Source organism: Streptomyces sp. NRRL WC-3618, assembly GCF_001280005.1.
GTDB lineage: Bacteria > Actinomycetota > Actinomycetes > Streptomycetales > Streptomycetaceae > Streptomyces.
Map to the genome: position 1 here is coordinate 80829 of NZ_LGDW01000051.1, position 17156 is coordinate 97984.

The following is a 17156-nucleotide window of genomic DNA, read 5'->3' on the forward strand; positions in this document are numbered from 1 at the left end:
TGAGGGAATCTGACATCTATGCGCCCGATGTGATCGCTCTTGTGCTTTCTGTGTGGCGATGTGTCGATAAGTTCGAGGATTTGCAACCAGGGTGGAATGAGGCAGGGTTAATGTGGTCAATCGGGACGGTCTGGGGGTCCCGTGCACCAGCCAGGGGTTCGGTCGGCCGGGAGGGTGGTCGGTGGAACACTGGACCATCAGCCGGGGGCGTGCAACGGTGCACCTCCAGGCCTGACAATGCTCCCGTGCGCCCCCACCCCGGGAACCGAGATCCTGACTGGGCGCATCCGTGTGGGTAGCCAAAACAGTCAGAACGGGTTCGGCCGAGGGATCCGCGAAGGCGGCACCACGTGCGGGAGAACAGCCGGCACGACCGGGGGGAAAGAGGGGGGAAGCATGCCTCGTTGGAGGGCCTTGCCGGATGAACTGGATCCGCAGGTCAGGGAGTTCGCGAGCCAGCTGCGCAGGCTCGTGGACCGTAGCGGTCTGAACATCGCGGCGGTGGCCGACCGCACGGGCTACAGCAAGACGTCCTGGGAGCGTTATCTCAATGGCCGGCTTCTCGCGCCCAAGGGCGCGATCGTCGCCCTGGCCGAGGTCACCAGCACCAATCCCGTTCATCTGACGACGATGTGGGAGCTGGCCGAGCGCGCCTGGAGCCGCTCGGAGATGCGTCACGACATGACCATGGAGGCGATACGGATCTCGCAGGCGCGCGCCGCGCTGGGCGAGTTCGGGGGGCCTGCCGTGGAGGCGAAGAACGGCAGCGGCAGCGGTGGCCGGGCCGCCCGGAGTGCGACGGTGACTCCGGGAATCGCGGGCCCCGCGGGCGTCTCACCGACCGTGCCGCCACAGCCGACGCCCCCGGAGACCCGGGACGCGGTCGGCGGCGTAGGGGCGGGCGCGGCGCGGGGCGGTGTCTCCGGTGGCTCGGTGAGTTCCGCGAGTTCGGCGAGTTCCGCCGGTTCGTCGAGTTCCGTCTCGGCCGAGAGCAACTCGTGGGGCATGGCCGGATATCGGGGACCGGCGGCGAGAGGTGGTGCCGGGGGGCGCCAGGCCGCGCCTCCGGGACCGGCTGGACCGTCCGGAGCGTCTGGCCCGCCCGGATATCCGGGCGCGGCGCCCTGGACGGCCGGCGCGCCGGGTACGCCTGCGGGGACGCCCGGCGGTTCGCCGCAGGACGCCCGGCCGGGCGGCAGCGGCAGCAAGGGCGGCGGTGGCGGTTCGCGGCGCAAGCGGCGGCTCACGATGTTCCTCGCGGGTCTCGTGGGGGCGTCTGTGGTGATCGCGGCGGCCGTGATCTTCACCAACCGGGGTGACGACAAGCCGGAGGCCAAGCCGAGCCCGTCGCCGTCCACGCCGGCCACGAATCCCGACCTGCCGGTCGGTGTGAAGTGCAGCGGCGCGAAGTGCACCGGCCAGGACCCGGAGAACATGGGCTGCGGCGGCGAGTTGGCGCAGACCGTCAACAGTGTCACCGTCGGCGGCACGCTCGTCGAGGTCCGCTACAGCAAGACCTGCCAGGCGGCCTGGGCGCGCATCACCCAGGCGGCCCCGGGCGACCAGGTCGACGTCACCGCGCCCGGCGCGGCGAAGCAGATCGGCGCGGTCGACACGGACACCGACGCGTACACGCCGATGGTGGCCGTGAAGAACACGGGCGACGCGACGGCGTGCGTCACGCTCAAGGCGACCGCCCAGAAGGGCTGCACGCAGTAGGGCTGCACCCAGTAGGGGGCACCCGGTAGGGCTGCCGACAGTGGGGCGCGACCCCACGGCGCCTTCCCCTCGTACGGAATCGCGGAAATTTCCGTACGGGGGGAATGTCCGGCCCGGTTCGGGGCAGGCGGTGAAGTACCCCCACGGGAAACCGGAACGAACGGTCCCGGGCGGCGGCCGCTCGTCTCACCTCTCCCGGACGAGCGGCCGTCGCTTGCCGTGACGCCGTGAACGTGCCGGCGAACGTGCCCCCGCGAACGTGGCGCTGCGAACGTGGCGCTGCGAACATGACTCCGCCAACGTGCCCCCGCGCCGCGACTCTGTGGGGTGGGCCACACGGGGCCCAGACATCCGCGATCCCGGATGCGCGATAGCCTGACGGCCGGATCTCTCTTGACGCCAAGAGATCGATCATCCGAACCCCGGGGCAGCGACGCCCCACCGCCAGCTGTCATACGGAGAACGCCATGACCCGCACTCCCGTGAACGTCACCGTCACCGGCGCGGCCGGCCAGATCGGTTACGCCCTCCTCTTCCGCATCGCCTCCGGCCAGCTGCTCGGCGCGGACGTGCCGGTCAGGCTCCGCCTCCTGGAGATCACCCCGGCGCTCAAGGCCGCCGAGGGCACCGCGATGGAACTGGACGACTGTGCCTTCCCGCTGCTCCAGGGCATCGACATCACGGACGACCCGAACGTGGCCTTCGACGGCGCCAACGTCGCCCTCCTGGTCGGCGCCCGCCCGCGCACCAAGGGCATGGAACGCGGTGACCTGCTCTCGGCCAACGGCGGCATCTTCAAGCCCCAGGGCAAGGCCATCAACGACAACGCCGCGGACGACATCAAGGTCCTCGTCGTCGGCAACCCGGCCAACACCAACGCGCTGATCGCCCAGGCCGCCGCGCCGGACGTACCGGCCGACCGCTTCACCGCGATGACCCGCCTGGACCACAACCGCGCGCTGACGCAGCTCGCGAAGAAGACGGGCTCGACGGTCGCCGACATCAAGCGCCTGACGATCTGGGGCAACCACTCGGCCACCCAGTACCCCGACATCTTCCACGCCACGGTCGGCGGCAAGAACGCCGCCGAGGTCGTGAGCGACGAGAAGTGGCTCGCGGAGGACTTCATCCCGACCGTCGCCAAGCGCGGCGCCGCGATCATCGAGGCCCGTGGCGCGTCCTCGGCCGCCTCGGCCGCCAACGCCGCCATCGACCACGTGCACACCTGGGTCAACGGCACGGCGGACGGCGACTGGACCTCCATGGGCATCCCGTCCGACGGCTCGTACGGCGTCCCGGAGGGCCTCATCTCCTCCTTCCCGGTCACCACCAAGGACGGCGTGTACGAGATCGTCCAGGGCCTGGACATCAACGAGTTCTCCCGCGCCCGCATCGACGCCTCGGTGCAGGAGCTGACGGAGGAGCGCGAGGCGGTCCGCGCCCTCGGCCTCATCTAGGACCTGTCGTCCCACAGAGCCCCAACCGCTCTGCTCCCGGGCCCCGTTCAGCCTTCGGCCGGACGGGGTCCGGCTGCGTCCGGCACCGTCCCGGCCAGCCGCTTCTCGAACCAGCACCCCGCGTACGGGTTGTCGTCATAGCGCGGGATCTCCGCGTAGCCGCACGCCAGATACATCGCCCGCGCCTCGGTGAGCACGGTGTGCGTGTCCAGTCGTACGACGGTCAAGTGCCGTTGCGCCGCCGCGTGTTCGAGGGCGTCGAGCAGCCGTCGGGCGAGGCCGAGACGGCGGGCGTCGGGATGCACCCAGACATGGCGGATCTCGCCGACCCCGGGGGCGAGCCGCCGCAACGCCCCGCAGCCCACGGGGCGTCGCTCCTCGTACGCCACGAAGAAGGCACCCGCCGTCCCCGACACCTCCTCCGGGCGGACCAGGGCCGAGGCGTCGAATCCCTCGGGGAAGCGGGCGTCGAGGTCCGCCGCGTACGCCTCCAGGCAGGCGCGGGCGTCGGGTGCGGCGCCGTCGACGAGGTCGACGGTGACGGCGGCGAGGCGCAGCAGACGGCGTGCGGCGGCGAGGGCGGACGTCAGTTCGTCGCGCTGTGCCGCGGTGAGCCCGGTGAGGAGGCTCCCGGCGAGGGCGTCGGCGCGCCGGTTCTGCTCCTCGATCTCGGCCCGGCCGGCCGGGGTCAGCCGCACGAGCCGCCGTCGGCTGTCCGAGGAGTGCGCGCTCACCTCCACCAGGCCCTGTGCGGTGAGCGAGCGCACCAGCCGGCTCAGATATCCGGCGTCCAGAGTGAGCCGGCTCCGCAGCTCCCGCAGTGAGGTGCCGTCCCCGATCTCGAACAGCAGCCGGGCTTCGCCGAGGGGCCGGTCCTGGCCGAGGTAGTGGTCGTCGAGGGCGCCGACGCGCCGCGTGAAGTACCGGCTGAACTGCCGTAGGGCGTTCACGTCGTCCATGGAGTGGTGGTCCACAGTTCCGTCGTTCATAGCTCTTTGACGTTAGTCAAAGAACTGGCGGTATTCCACAGGGTTCCACGCCCAGGCCGCCGGATTCGGTGAAATCGGGTGTCGGGCCCGCTCGTTGTGTGCACGCTCGGTGCATGAGCGATTACAGGGACGACGTCCCGGCGTATCTGACGATCCGGGTCACCGCCCAGGAGGGCCCGATCGCTGCTTTCGCGGAGCAGGAGGCGGCGGAGGCGGCGCAGCGGTATCCCGACCTGATGGGGGTGGGCGTCCCGGAGTTCTTCCATGCCCGGGAGTGCGAGACGGGCGGCTGGGAGCTCTACGGCTACGGCAGCGACACCCCGCAGGGCGCGCGGGGCTCGCTCGGCTCGGTGTTCCGGATGCGGGCCGGCGAGGCCCATCAGGCCGGGGACAAGGAGGCGCAGCGCAAGTGGTTCGCGGCGGCGGAGCGCATGGACCGCGAGGTGGTGAACGAGGTCCGGGTGCGCGGCGAGCGCTTCCGCATCGTGCGTGCCTCACGCTTCGTCCGGATGGGGCCGAACGGCCCGGAGCCGCCGCGCCCCTCCGACCCCGACCCGGCGGAGGTCGGTGAGGCGTACCGGGTGGGGCCGCGCACCATGGGCTTCGTGGTCGACCCCGTCACCGGCACGGGACTGTCCGACGGCATCCTCAAACTGGACCTCATCCAGTTCGTCGGCATCGCGCCGGGCGCTCCGCACGCGGTCCGGGACGACGAGCGGCGGGCGATCCACACCCATCCCGGCGGGGTGCTGCTGCCCGCCGTCTACATGATCTCCGAGCGAGTGGAGGGGAGTTGGCGGGCCCACAACCCCGGCGCCTCCGACTCCACACCCCAGGGCGCGCGGGACACCCTGGCGCACTGGCTGCGCGTGATGGCCCCCTTCACCCTGCGGCTGAGCGAGGAGAAGATCGCGGAGTACGCCCTGATTGCCGACCGCCTCGACGAGAAACGCTCCAACGTCGCGACTGTCGACGGCATCCGCTACCGGGTCACCCGGGTCGAACGCCTGATCAGAATCGGCCCCGACGGCCCCGAGGGCCCGCGCCCCTCCGACTTCGACCCGGATCCGCCCGTCGAGGTACAGACGCAGAGACTCAAGGACCAGGGCCTGTGGAAGGAGGAGGGCGATGACGAGCCGATCCAACTGAGCTCACGGACGCTGGAGTTGAAGCAGCTGTGGGATGCGGAGGAGGAGCGGCGGAAGGTGGTGCGGGAGAGCAGGAAGAAGGGGGCCAAGGGGTGACACGTACGGGGTCGGGCGCTTCAAAGGGTGTGTGGCGGCGGCGAGTTACGCCCCTTGCCCGAGCCCGCCCACGATGAGCGGGCCCTCGATGCCGGTCCGCAGCAGCCCCATGGCCTCCCTCAGGTGGATGTACGGAGCGTTGGTCTATGTCTGTAACCCCTGTCCCGGTAACCTCACCCGTGGCCAGTAGCGCACCATCCCCCCACACAAGTTGCGTGCCGGCGTGGACGACACCCACCTGATTCGCCTTCCTGGCCGCCGGGTGGCCTCCCCCGGTTCGCCTCCTCAGGAGGATCACGGTGAAAGTTCGCACCAGAAGCTCAGCGATCATCGGCACCCTCTGCTGCCTCGTCGCTTCCCTCGCCTTAACCACGGCGTCTGCCGACGAGCCCGCCGCCCCACGTCAGGCAGCGAAGGTCACACTCAAGAAAGTGGCCACGGCCCAGAGTCCCATCGCCGGCACCGCCGGTCCCGGCGGCACGGTCTGGATAGCCGAACGCGCAGGCACAGTAAGGGTGTTGGACGGCGCGGGGCTCGGCAGGCCTGTCCTCGACATATCCGGTGAGACCACCACCGACGGCGAACGCGGCCTGCTGGGCATCGCGTTCGACAAGGAGTTCGCGCACTTCTACATCTCGTTCACCAACCGCCAAGGCACCAGCACCGTGGACGAGTTCGCCGTGCGGGACGGCAGCATCCGGCCGGAAACCCGGCGCACCGTCCTCACCCAGACGCAGCCCTACGCGAACCACAACGGCGGCGACATCAAGTTCGGCCCCGACGGCTACCTCTACATCGCGTTCGGCGACGGCGGCTCGGCCGGCGACCCGCACGGCAACGGGCAGAAGCTCGACACGCTGCTCGGAAAGCTGCTGCGGATCGACCCGAGCGGCGCCAAGCCGTACGCGATCCCGCCGGACAACCCGTTCGTAAACGACCCGAACGCGAAGCACGAGATCTGGGCGTACGGGCTGCGCAACCCGTGGCGGTTCTCCTTCGACGCGGGCACGCGCGACCTGCTGATCGGTGACGTCGGCCAGAGCGCCTGGGAGGAGATCGACTGGGCCCCGGCAAACAGCAAGGGCGGCGAGAACTACGGCTGGTCCCAGATGGAGGGCAAGCATCCCTTCCAGGGCGGCACGGCGCCCGCGAACCACGTACCGCCGATCCACGAGTACGACCGCACCGGGCGGGGCTGCTCGGTGACCGGCGGATACGTCTACCGAGGCAAGGCGATCCCGGACCTCAAGGGTCAGTACGTGTTCAGCGACTACTGCGATGGCGCCGTCCGCGCTCTGCAGATGAAGAACGGCAAGGTGACCGGCGTGAGTGACCTCGGAGTCAACGGCGGCAGGGTCGTCTCGTTCGCGCAGGGAGGCGACGGCGAGCTGTACGTGCTCGACACGCGGGGCAGCATCTCGCGCATCGACCCGGCGTAACGACAGGGCCCAGATCTCCGGCCCGCGTGAGTGACCCCGCTGGGCGGTATCTGCGGTCCTTACGGATACCGCAGATACCGCCCACTTGCCAGCAGCAAGTGGGTCCTACTGCAAGGCTTCGGCGTGGTCGCTTGCTGTCCGTTTCATGGTGATTTGCCACGCCTCGCGGTGCTCCGAGAGTGGGGTGGGGACGTGTGTCTAGGCTTTGACCAGCGGCAATGATCCTCATGGAACGCTCCCCGGGCCATGGCGACCTGGCGCAACCTCGCCATAGGCGCCCTCCGGCTGGGCGGCGTCAAGAACATCGCCGCCGCCCTCCGCCACAACGCACGTGACGCCCGCCGCCCTCTCGCGCTCCTCGGCCTCGCGTGATCACAAAACGGATGTCAGCCAACTACGCCGAAGCCCTGCACCCGGTACCGGCGTACATTCGCGGACTACGCCGTCCTGGAATCCCAGGACGGCGAATATCCCGAGGTGTCGCCCGCGTCGTCGAATTCCTGATCCCGGAGTCCTCGTCAGCGGTTACAGTATTGCCATGACCACCACTGAATCCATATCCCGTGTCGCCCTGAAGAAAGTCACCCCGGGTGTCTCCGCCTCCATGGGTGCACTGCACGGCGCCGCCGTTTCCGCCGCGCGGGATGCCAAGGTCGAACCCGAAATCCTGGAACTGATCCGGATTCGCGCGTCCCAGCTCAACGGCTGCGCGTTCTGCCTCGACATGCACACCAAGGACGCCCGCGCCCAGGGGGAGACCGAGCAGCGGATCTACGCCCTCAATGCCTGGCGGGAGACCCCCTTCTTCACCGAACGGGAGCGCGCCGCACTGGCGTTGACCGAGGCCGTGACCCTGGTGCACGACGGTCACGTCCCCGACGACGTGTACGCCGAGGCCGCCGCCGTCTTCGACGAGGCACAGGTCGCCGCGCTGATCTGGGCGGCCACCGTCATCAACGCGTACAACCGGATCGCCATCGCCACACGGATGGTTCCCGGCGGTTATCAGCCGGCGGCTAAATAAGAAGAGCGACTGAATTCGGGAACGGAAATGCAGGGCGGGGCGAAGGGGAATCGTCCTGCCCTGCTTTTCTGTCGCTGTCTCTACCTTCTTGCCTGTTTAGAGCAGCGGCTCTCTCATGCCCTCCAGCCATTTCCGCCATTCCGTGGCGCGTACCGCCGAGCCCGCCCGCAGGATCGGTTTCCTTATACTCGCCCATTCCGTCACCGGACGGATTCCGTGCAGGGCGTTCACGAGCCATACCTCGCGGTCCTCCAGGTCGGCGAGGGTGCGTTCGCGATGGGCGACGCGGATGCCGGTGCGCTGGGCGCGTTCCTGGATGAGGGCCGTGGTGACACCGGTCAGCACGGGGAGTTGCGGCGAGGGCAGGCACAGGGTGTCGTCCTCCCACCACAGGACGCTGGTGGTGGCGCCCTCCAGGACCACGCCCGAGGACGCGATCAGCAGCGCCTCGTCCGCGCCCTCGGCCGCCGCCCGCTGCCGAACCCGGGCCAGGATGTCCAGGTCGGGGCCCTTGCGGCGGGGGACGGTACGTGGGTCCAGCCGGCCCGTCGCGCAGACCCGTACGCCCGTGCCGAGCGGCGGAGCGTGGCGCAGAAGGAGCCTCAACTCTCTTGATTCGGCTCCCAGTTCGACTCGGGGAAACCACTCGCCGGTGCGCGGCAGCGCGGCGGTCATGTCCCCCCAGAAATCCACCAGTTGGCGCAGCGAGGGGCCGCCGGAGTCACCGCAGGCCCGTAGGAAACGCTCCCGATGGCGACCGAGGGCGCGTACCCGGCCGTCGCGCAGCAGCCACGAGTCGGCGACCGCCAGCCGCTCACCGACCACCGGCACACCGTGCGAGTCCGGGCCGGTCAGGCCACGGCGCGGAGTCCACGTCCACAGCCCTTCCGCGACGGCTGTTCGTGTTGCTGGGTGCGTCATCAGGTGCTCATTTCGGCTAGTACTTGCGGCCCGCCACCGCGGGTGCCCCGTTGCGGGGCCCGTACGGCGCGTGTTCCAGCCACGAACCGCACCACGGCAGCACCGGCGCGAGGGCCGCCGCCGCGCGCTGCTTGGCCCGGACCATCCGCCGCCGGGGGCGCAGATGGTCCAGCGCGTTTCCGGCGGCGGCGCTGTTGAACACGGCCGCCGCGTGCCGTACCTCGGCGAACTCGGTCACCGCGCCGGCCAGCCCCGTCCTGGTCACCGCCGCGATGGCCTCCGCCGCTGCCGCCGCGTCCGCGATGCCGCTGTTCATGCCGCGTGCCCCGAACGGCGGGAACAGATGCGCCGCCTCCCCGACGAGCAGCACCCGCCGGTGCCGGTCGGTGAACGCGTTCGCGACCTTGCGCAGGAAGCGGTACGTCGACACCCACAGGATCTGTGTCCCGTACCCGGGTGCCTCCAGGACCCCCGGCAGCCAGTCCCGTACGGCCTCCTCCGTGCCGTACGCCTCCTGCGTGTCGTCGTCGCGGCACTGGAGGTCGACCTGGAAGCCGCCGGTGAAGGGCACCCGCATCACGCTTCGGCCGCCCACGCCCGGGTGTTCGTAGTGGAAGACGCGCTCCAGGGGGAGTTCGGCGCCGGGGATGTCGGCGACGTCCACGACCACATGGAACCCTTCCGAGCGGGTGCCCTCCATGGTGATCCCCAACTCCGCGCGTACGGCGGAGCGGGCGCCGTCGGCGGCCACGACGTGGGTGCCGTGCCAGACGCCGCCGTCGGAGTCGGTGAGGGTGACCCCGGTCGGCGAGGACCGTACGCCCGTCACCCGTACACCCCACGCGAACTCCACGCCCGCGTCCCGGCAGGCGGCGCGCAGGAAGCGTTCGGTGTCGACCTGGCGCAGGCTGGTGAAGGGCGGGGTGGACGTGGGTGCCTTCGGCTGCTCGGGGAAGGTGCGGGAGTAGACCTCGCGCCCCCGGTACAGCGTGCGCCGGGTGTGCCACGTCCGGCCGTACGACGCCAGCTCGACGGCCAGACCCGGACGCATCCCGTCCAGCAGCCGCAGGGTTTCGCGGTGCACGAACAGGGCGCGGCTTCCCGGGCGTTGGCGGTCCTCGGGGTCCGCCTCCAGGACGACGACGGGCAGCCCGTGGGCGCGCAGGCCGAGGGCTGCGGACAGGCCGACGGGGCCCGCGCCCACGACCACCACCCGGTCGGAGTCGGCGGACGTCATGTGCGTGCGCCCTCGGCCAGCATGCGGGTGATCTCCACTCGTTTCACTTTCCACGTCGCCGTCATCGGCAGCTCCTCGAACCGCCACTGCCGGGGCTCGGCCATCGTCGGCAGATCGGCGGTCGCCCGACGCCAGCGGTCCGGGTCCAACGGCAGCTCGTCCCGTACGCACACCACGGGTACCGGCTCACGGTCGGCGCCCGGCACGATGACGACCTCACGCAGCTCCTCCAGCCGGTCCATCAGCGTGTCCTCGACCTCGAGGTTGCTGTGCACGGAGTCGATCTGGTCGATCTCGCGGTCGATGAGATACAGCGCGCCCAGCTTGCTCCGGTAGCCCATGTCGCCCATCTGCCACCACCCGCCGCCGTCGAGCTGACGCTCGTACTGCTCACGCGCCCCGAGGTAGGTGAGGATGCGTCCACGCGTACGGGCCTCGATACGACCAGGCTTGCCGGGCGCGGCGGTCCGGCCGTCGTCGTCCGTGACCCGGACCCGGGTGAAGCCGGGTATCCCGATCCCGACCCGGCGCCCGTCCGCCTTCGCGGCGCTGCGCCGGGTGAACCACTGGAAGGCGACGGGCCCGGTCTCGCTCTGCCCGTACAGCTGGATCAGCCAGGCGCTACGGCGCTTGGAGGCGCCCAGCAGCCGCCGTACGGTCCGTGGGTGGATCGCGTCGAACGTCGACCCGTACGACCGTACGCGCGACAGCGGTTGACCAGGCGCGTCGGTCAACTCCTCCCACAGGACGAAGGTGTTGGGGTGGGTTTCGACGATGCCCGGGCGGTGGCGGGCGAGCAGCGGGCCCACGGCGGCCGGGGTCGGGTCGGTGATCAGGAGCAGCGGGCTGCCGAAGTGCAGGAGCACACCGAGGAGATGGTAGAAGCGCGAGTGCACGAACGACATGTGCAGGGCGGCCGTCTCACCGCGCGTGGGCCAGCCCATCGCCTGCTGCGGTACGAGCCGGTTCCACATGGTGTTCGCGCAGTGCACGGCGAGTTTGGGGATGCCGGTGGTGCCCGAGCTGTGGGTGATCAGGGCGGGTTCGCGGGGGTGGAGGCGGACGGCGGCGGCTGGTTCGGCACCCGCGTACATCGCCAGCGGTTCGGCCCCGGGCGCGCCGGCGTCGGCGTCGGCGTTCACGGCGAGGGTCCGGCGGACCAGCGGGGCGAGGTCCAGCTCGGCCAGCGGGCCGGTGAGTTTGGCGCTGTCGCTGAGCAGCCAGGGGCGGTGCAGCCGGGCCAGCAGCTGGCCGACGACCGGTCCGGCGAGGCCGGGGGACAGCAGCACGGGGACCGCGCCGATACGGGAGACGGCACAGGTCAGCAGCACGATGTCGACGTTGTCCGTCTTGTGGACGACCACCTCCTCCGAGGGCCGCACCCCGGCCGCCCACAGCCGTGCCGACAACTCCTCGACGATGTCGGCCAGTTGGGGGTAGCTGAGGTCGACTCCGAGTTCGGGGCTGACGTCGAGCGGCCGGTCCAGGGTGACGAAGACGGCTCCGTGGCGGTCGGCGGCCCGCCGGAAGACGGGGCCCAGATAGAAACCGCGGTCGGCGAGCAGGGGCTGCGGCTGTGGCATGCGCCCGTTCCCTTCTGGAGTACTGCGGGGGGTTGCGGTGGCTGGGGTGGCAGTGGCAGTGGCAGCGGTGGCTGTGGTGGTCACCAGGCGCCTTGGCGGACGAGATGGCGGCGGAGCTTTCCGGTCGACGTGCGGGGCAGCGACGGGACGAAGCTGACGCTTCGGGGGACCTTGAAGGCGGCGAGCCGGGCGCGGGCCAGCTCGATGAGTTCGGTCTCCAGGCCCGCCCGGGCCTGTCCGACGGGGACGACGAAGGCACGCAGCCTGCTGAAACCCCGCTCATCGGTGAGGGCGGCCACCGCGACCTCCCTCACCGCCGGATGGGTGCGCAGTACGGCCTCCACCTCCAGCGGTGAGACCGTGATGCCGCCGACCATCTCCATGTCGTCGGCGCGGCCCAGATGCCGGTAACTGCCGTCCGGTTCACGGACCGCACGGTCCCGGGTGGCCAGCCAGCCGCCGACCAGTGAACGGGCCGTCTCCTCGGGCCGGTTGAGGTAGCCGCTCGTCACCGTGGGCCCACGTACCCAGAGTTCACCCTCGGCGCCCTCATCGGCGTCCGGCAGTGCGAGCCCGTCCCGGTCGCGCAGCTCGACCTCGAAACCGGGGACGGGGCGGCCGACCGTACCGGGGTGGTTGTGGTCGAGGCTGTTGGCGCAGAAGGCGTGCCCGGCCTCCGTGGAACCGATCTGTTCCAGCACCGGCGCGCCGAGCAACTCGCCGATCCGCTGTCCGAGCCCGTCCGGCAGCCCCTCGCCGGCCGACACGGCGGCCCGTACGGAGGCGAAACAGCCCTGGTGGCCGTCGCCCCGGTCGGCGACCAGGGCGGCGTACGCGGACGGCACGGAGTAGAGCAGCGTCACCCGGTGCCGGGCGACGAGTTCGTCCACGGCCGCCGGGGTCGGACGGCGGTCCACCAGGACGGCCGACGAGCCGGAGAAGAGCGGGAAGGCGAAGGCGTTGCCGAAGCCGTAGGCGAAGTACACCTTCGACACGGAGAGCGTGACGTCGTCCTCGGTGATCCGCAGCAGACGGCGCCCGATGAGGTCGTGGTAGGTCTTCGGGTCGCCGTGACCGTGCACAACTCCCTTGGGGCGCCCGGTCGTTCCGGAGGTGTACTGCACGTATAACGGCGTGTGCGCGTCCACCGGATGGGCGGTGGCGGCCGGTTCGGCGGTGGGGGCGAGGGCGGCGAGCTGGTCGGCGCCCAGCAGGGGACGCCCCGCGAAACGTCCCTTCTCGCCGTCGCCCGCGCCCTCCTCCAGCCAGGGCCCGGTCAGGCACAGCACCGCTTCGGCGTCCTCGGTCATGAACGCGTGGTCGGCTGGCGGGAGTTCGGGGTTGACCAGAACGGCCACGGCACCGAGTCGGGCGAGGGCGAGGAACGCGGTCACCCAGGTGATGCCGTCAGGCAGCGCCAGGAGCACCCGGTCGCCCGCGCTCACCCCGTGCCGGGCGAGCACCGTCGCCGTACGGGCGGCCAGCTCGTGCACCTCGCCGTGTGTCCAAAAACGGTGCCCCTGGTGGCTCTGGTGGAAGGCGGGCCGGTCGCTCCAGCCGCGCCGCCCGGCGAGGTCGGCGAGATGGACGGCGAGGTTGCCCGGGGCGTCGGCCTCCGCGGGGGCAGGCGCGGGGGGCGCGGCGGGGGTGGCCTGGTGGGTCGTCATCGGGCGCCTTCCTCGGCGCCGGCCGACAGGGACGAGCGCTCTTCGTGCCGCTGCCCGTACTGCCCGTACTCCTGGTAGGCCCGCATCTGCGCGGCCGTCTTCAGCAGCATCTCGTCGTACTCCGCGACCGGCTCCGAGGCGAGGACGATCGCGCCGCCGGCGCCCAACTGCATCTCGCCGTCCGCGATCACGGCGGTCCGGATGACGATGCTGAGGTCCGCGCCGCCGCTGCACCCGAAGTAGCCGAGGGCCCCGGAGTACACGCCTCGCGCCTCGGTCTCCAGCGAGTCGATGATCTCCATCGTGCGGAGCTTGGGCGCACCGGTCATGGAGCCGCCGGGGAAGCAGGCGCGGACGGCGTCCACCGCGCCGGTGCCCTCGCGCAGCCGTCCCTCGACGTAGGAGACCAGCTGGTGCACGGTCGCGTACGTCTCGGCGACCATCAGCCGCGACACGCGTACCGTGCCGGTGCGGCAGACCTGGCCCAGGTCGTTGCGGAGCAGGTCGACGATCATCAGGTTCTCGGCGCGCGTCTTGCCGTCGGCGGCGAGCGCGTCGCGCAGGAGGTCGTCCTCCTGCGGGGCACTGCCCCGAGGGGCGGTGCCCTTGATGGGCCTGGCCTCGGCCATGCCGTCGCGGGTGATCCGCAGGAACCGCTCGGGGGAGGAGCCGGCCACTTCGAGCTCACCGAACCTCAGGAAGGCCGCGTACGGCGCCGGGTTGAGGCGACGCAGGATCCGGTAGTAGTCGTACGCGTCCTGCGGGGCGGGCATCCGGGCCGCGTTGGTCAGACAGACCTCGTAACTCGTCCCGGCCGTCAACTCCCGTCGGCACGAGTCGATGTCGGCGAGATAGGTGGCCCGGTCGCGCACCAGCCACGGTTCGGCCGTGACGGGGTCCGGTTCGGCGGCGGGCACGGGCGGCGCGGGTTGCTCGCCGGCCACGAAGGTGAGCTGGGCCAGCGCGCTGTCGAGCCAGTCGGCGGCCTCCAGCGTGGCCTGCGGAGTGTCCTCGGCGACACAGACGGCGTAGGTGTGCCCCTCCTCGTGGTCCACCGCGATCAGCCGGTCCGCGAACAGCCAGCAGGCGTCCGGGGTCCGGGCCCGGTGGACGTTGGGGGAGGCTCCGCAGTCGGCCTTCGTCTCGTACCCGAAGTAGCCGACGTATCCGCCGGTGAAGTCGAAGGGCAGGCCCGTGGCGTCTACCTGACGGCTCGTCAACTGTCGTTTCAGGTAGTCGAAGACGCTCGCCCGGACCTTGCGCGTCGGCCGTCCCGCCCGCTCGATCTCACAGACGCCGCTCGTGACGTCGTACCGCACGAACTCGGCGAGCGGACCCGACCCGTCCCCGAAGAACGAGAACCGCGAACGCCCCTTCTCGACCTGCGAACTGTCCAGCCAGAAGGCGCGCGGCGAACCGGCGTACATCCGGCCGAACGCGGCCTCCGTGTCCACGGCGGTGGCGATCCGGCGGATGTGCAGCCGGTGCGTGGGCCGCGGGGCGCGGCGCTGCCCGGGGATGCGGGCGGTGCGCGGTACCAGCACCGGGGAGGGGGTCTCGGGCATCGCCGCCGCGGTGCGGGTGACGGCGGTGTTCTTCGTACGGAGCTTGCGGGCGCGTTCCGCCGTGAGGTTGCGGAAGTTCATGAACATGCGGCGGCCGTACTCGGTGAGGACCGACTCCGGGTGGAACTGCACACCCCACAGAGGCCGCGTGCGGTGCCGCAGCCCCATCAGGACGCCGTCCTCGGCCCAGGCGGTGGCCTCCAGGGTCTCGGGCAGCGGCTCGCGCACGGAGAGGGAGTGGTAGCGCACGGCGGTGAAGTGCTGCGGCAGCCCCTTGAAGAGGTCCTGCTCGTTGTGCCGGATCGTCGAGAGATGCCCGTGGCGGGGCTCGGGCGCGGGTACGACCCCGCCCTGCTCGCCGAGCGCGATCCCCTGGTGGCCGAGGCAGACGCCGAGTACGGGTATGCGCGACTCGGCGACGACGCGTGCGCTGATCCCGAAGTCCCGGGGACTGGCCGGATGCCCGGGACCGGGCGAGATGACGATGTTGTCGAAGTTGCCGATGTTGTCGAATTTCACAACCTCGTGATCAACACTGTCGAATCCGCTGGTCGGCGCGTCGTTACGGATCACCACCGGCTCCTCGCCGTTGACCTCGGCGATCAGCTGGAACAGGTTGTACGTGTACGAGTCATAATTGTCGATGAGCAGGGTCTTCACCCGCCCACCTCCCTTGCGTCGTTCATGCCGTCGATCATGCGGTTCTCCTTTTGTGCCGTCCCCGAAGCGCCTGGAGCGGCGGGTAGAGCCATTTCTTGAAGAAACGCTGAAGACGCGGCATGAGAATCCAGGTGACGAGTGCCGTCACGGCCAGACACAGCAACAGAGTACGAATGAGCGGATTGACGCCGCCGAGAAACGGAAGAATGGTCAGATTGAATATGAGCACGGGTGGAAAAACCGCGCTCATATTCACGAACCAGAGCTTCCATTTGTCTGGCGGGCGCGGTGGAACGGGTGGCGGAGCAGGTGGCGGGACGGTGGCCGGTAAGTCCGTCTGTGAGTCGAACCACACCCTCGACCCCTGGACGCTCCGACGCCCGGTCTCCCGGGCGAGTCCCTCGACCCTGGCCGCCCACTGTGCCCAAGTGGCGGAGTTCTCCCAGGCCAGCGCCGATATCTCACTGTCGAAGCGGTAGACCACATGCCACTCCGCCTCTCCGTCGACAAGGACGCCACCCCCCAGGAAGCCCTGCTCACGGGCCCTCGCACGCAGCACGGCCCACCCCCAGGAATGGAACTCGGTCTCGCGGCCCGGGATCACTTGATACGCCACCGTGACGGTGACGGGATTCCTGGTCACGCCGACCTATACGGAGCAGAAACCGATCACACTCAAATGTTCAACGAAGATTTTCGAAACCTCCTTACGGATGTCCGTAAGATGGCTGTTTGTCGTTCTTTGGCATGTCTTTCTGTCTTCTTTCGAAGCATGCGCGGGGTGATTTCTTTGGAATTGATGAAAGGGCTTGCCCGGGGGAGTGGTGAAGCTGCACGATCGCCATTCGACCGACACGAGGGAGACTTCATGTCCAGGTACGACTGGGATATGACCCACGAGGGAATCGAGCGGGCCCGGTCCGTGATCGAGCCGGTGCGTAAAGAAGTGACCGCCCACCCGATTTACCAGCGGATAAACACCAGGGAGCACTTGGCGACGTTCATGGAACATCATGCGTTCGCGGTATGGGACTTCATGTCCCTGCTCAAGTCGTTGCAGCGGGAGCTGACCTGTGTCGACGTCCCCTGGGTGCCGCGCGGGTCCGAGGTGAGCCGGCGTCTCATCAACGACATCGTGCTCGTGGAGGAGAGCGACGAGCTGAACGGCGGCTTCACCAGCCACTTCGAGCTGTACCGCGCCGGCATGGACGAGGCGGCGGCGGACACGTCCCGGCTCGACACGTTCATCGCTCTGGTGGGGGAGGGGCACGACGTGGACTCGGCGCTGCGTGTCGCCCAAGTCCCGGGCCCGGCAGCCGAGTTCGTCCGCGCCACGTTCGAGATCATCAACGACCGGCCACTGCACTGCCGGGCCGCGGCGTTCGCCTTCTCCCGGGAGGACCTCATCCCGGACATGTTCGACCAGGTGATCAAGGAGGAGGGCACGGACCGGTACCCCCTGTTCCGCGACTACCTCTCCCGGCACATCGAGGTCGACGGCGAGGAACACACCCCGATGGCCATGCAGATGGTCGCCGACCTGTGCGGCACGAGCGACGTGCACTGGGCGGAGGCGGCGGAAACGGCCACGGACGCGTTGGCGGCGAGGGTGCGGTTGTGGGATGGGGTGGTGGGGGCGATGGGGTAGGTG

14 protein-coding genes are annotated in these 17156 nt (G+C 70.1%); 7 read left to right on the forward strand and 7 right to left on the reverse strand.

The genetic code is table 11. From position 1 onward, the window contains the following. Window positions 1-414: 414 nt before the first annotated feature. Together ADL01_RS07665 and ADL01_RS07670 are read left to right on the forward strand one after the other, a co-directional pair. Window positions 415-1719 carry an XRE family transcriptional regulator gene (locus ADL01_RS07665; RefSeq protein WP_107090831.1) on the forward strand — a complete coding sequence of 435 codons (1305 nt, stop codon included), beginning with the start codon at window positions 415-417 and terminating at the stop codon, window positions 1717-1719. 467 nt (window positions 1720-2186) lie between these two features. After that, the gene (locus ADL01_RS07670) at window positions 2187-3176 is read left to right on the forward strand and encodes a malate dehydrogenase (protein ID WP_053741142.1); all 990 of its coding nucleotides are present in this window, start codon (window positions 2187-2189) and stop codon (window positions 3174-3176) included. 47 nt (window positions 3177-3223) lie between these two features. On the opposite strand, the gene ADL01_RS07675 is transcribed toward ADL01_RS07670, so the two are convergent. Further along, window positions 3224-4165, reverse strand: a complete 942-nt coding sequence (locus ADL01_RS07675) for a helix-turn-helix domain-containing GNAT family N-acetyltransferase (protein ID WP_053741143.1) — start codon at window positions 4163-4165, stop codon at window positions 3224-3226. 113 nt (window positions 4166-4278) lie between these two features. On the opposite strand from ADL01_RS07675, the gene ADL01_RS07680 reads away from it, so the two are divergent. The 4 genes from ADL01_RS07680 (at window position 4279) to ADL01_RS07695 (ending at window position 7872) form a co-directional block, all read left to right on the forward strand. Continuing rightward, on the forward strand, window positions 4279-5409 hold the full coding sequence (locus ADL01_RS07680) for a DUF5954 family protein (protein WP_053741144.1): 1131 nt from the start codon (window positions 4279-4281) through the stop codon (window positions 5407-5409). Window positions 5410-5708: 299 nt separating this feature from the next. Next, window positions 5709-6848, forward strand: coding sequence for a PQQ-dependent sugar dehydrogenase (locus tag ADL01_RS07685; protein WP_053741145.1), 1140 nt, complete (start codon window positions 5709-5711; stop codon window positions 6846-6848). Between the two features lie 246 nt (window positions 6849-7094). Continuing rightward, on the forward strand, window positions 7095-7220 hold the full coding sequence (locus tag ADL01_RS45275) for a hypothetical protein (RefSeq protein ID WP_053741146.1): 126 nt from the start codon (window positions 7095-7097) through the stop codon (window positions 7218-7220). A gap of 166 nt (window positions 7221-7386) precedes the next feature. Continuing rightward, window positions 7387-7872: a carboxymuconolactone decarboxylase family protein gene (locus ADL01_RS07695; RefSeq protein ID WP_053741147.1), complete on the forward strand. Its 486-nt coding sequence runs from the start codon at window positions 7387-7389 to the stop codon at window positions 7870-7872. 96 nt (window positions 7873-7968) lie between these two features. On the opposite strand, the gene ADL01_RS07700 is transcribed toward ADL01_RS07695, so the two are convergent. The 6 genes from ADL01_RS07700 to ADL01_RS07725 all read right to left on the reverse strand — a co-directional run bounded on the left by ADL01_RS07700 (window position 7969) and on the right by ADL01_RS07725 (window position 16148). After that, entirely contained in the window at window positions 7969-8793 is an 825-nt protein-coding gene (locus ADL01_RS07700; protein WP_053741148.1) for an aminotransferase class IV, read from the reverse strand. A 16-nt stretch (window positions 8794-8809) separates the two neighbouring features. Next, window positions 8810-10030 carry an FAD-dependent monooxygenase gene (locus tag ADL01_RS07705; protein ID WP_053741149.1) on the reverse strand — a complete coding sequence of 407 codons (1221 nt, stop codon included), beginning with the start codon at window positions 10028-10030 and terminating at the stop codon, window positions 8810-8812. Further along, window positions 10027-11613 (reverse strand): class I adenylate-forming enzyme family protein, encoded by a 1587-nt coding sequence (locus tag ADL01_RS07710; RefSeq protein WP_053741150.1) that lies wholly within the window; start codon window positions 11611-11613, stop codon window positions 10027-10029. Before ADL01_RS07710 ends, ADL01_RS07705 begins: the two co-directional genes overlap by 4 nt. An 80-nt stretch (window positions 11614-11693) precedes the next feature. Beyond that, window positions 11694-13280: a benzoate-CoA ligase family protein gene (locus tag ADL01_RS07715; RefSeq protein WP_053741151.1), complete on the reverse strand. Its 1587-nt coding sequence runs from the start codon at window positions 13278-13280 to the stop codon at window positions 11694-11696. Further along, window positions 13277-15505, reverse strand: coding sequence for an aminodeoxychorismate synthase component I (pabB, locus tag ADL01_RS07720; protein WP_234354537.1), 2229 nt, complete (start codon window positions 15503-15505; stop codon window positions 13277-13279). The genes ADL01_RS07715 and pabB overlap by 4 nt, the downstream gene beginning before the upstream one ends. A gap of 34 nt (window positions 15506-15539) precedes the next feature. Then, on the reverse strand, window positions 15540-16148 hold the full coding sequence (locus tag ADL01_RS07725) for an antibiotic biosynthesis monooxygenase (RefSeq protein WP_053741152.1): 609 nt from the start codon (window positions 16146-16148) through the stop codon (window positions 15540-15542). Window positions 16149-16373: 225 nt separating this feature from the next. Here ADL01_RS07725 and ADL01_RS07730 point away from each other — a divergent pair, with 225 nt between their 5' ends. Next, window positions 16374-17153, forward strand: a complete 780-nt coding sequence (locus tag ADL01_RS07730; RefSeq protein WP_053741153.1) for a DUF3050 domain-containing protein — start codon at window positions 16374-16376, stop codon at window positions 17151-17153. Window positions 17154-17156 lie beyond the last annotated feature (3 nt).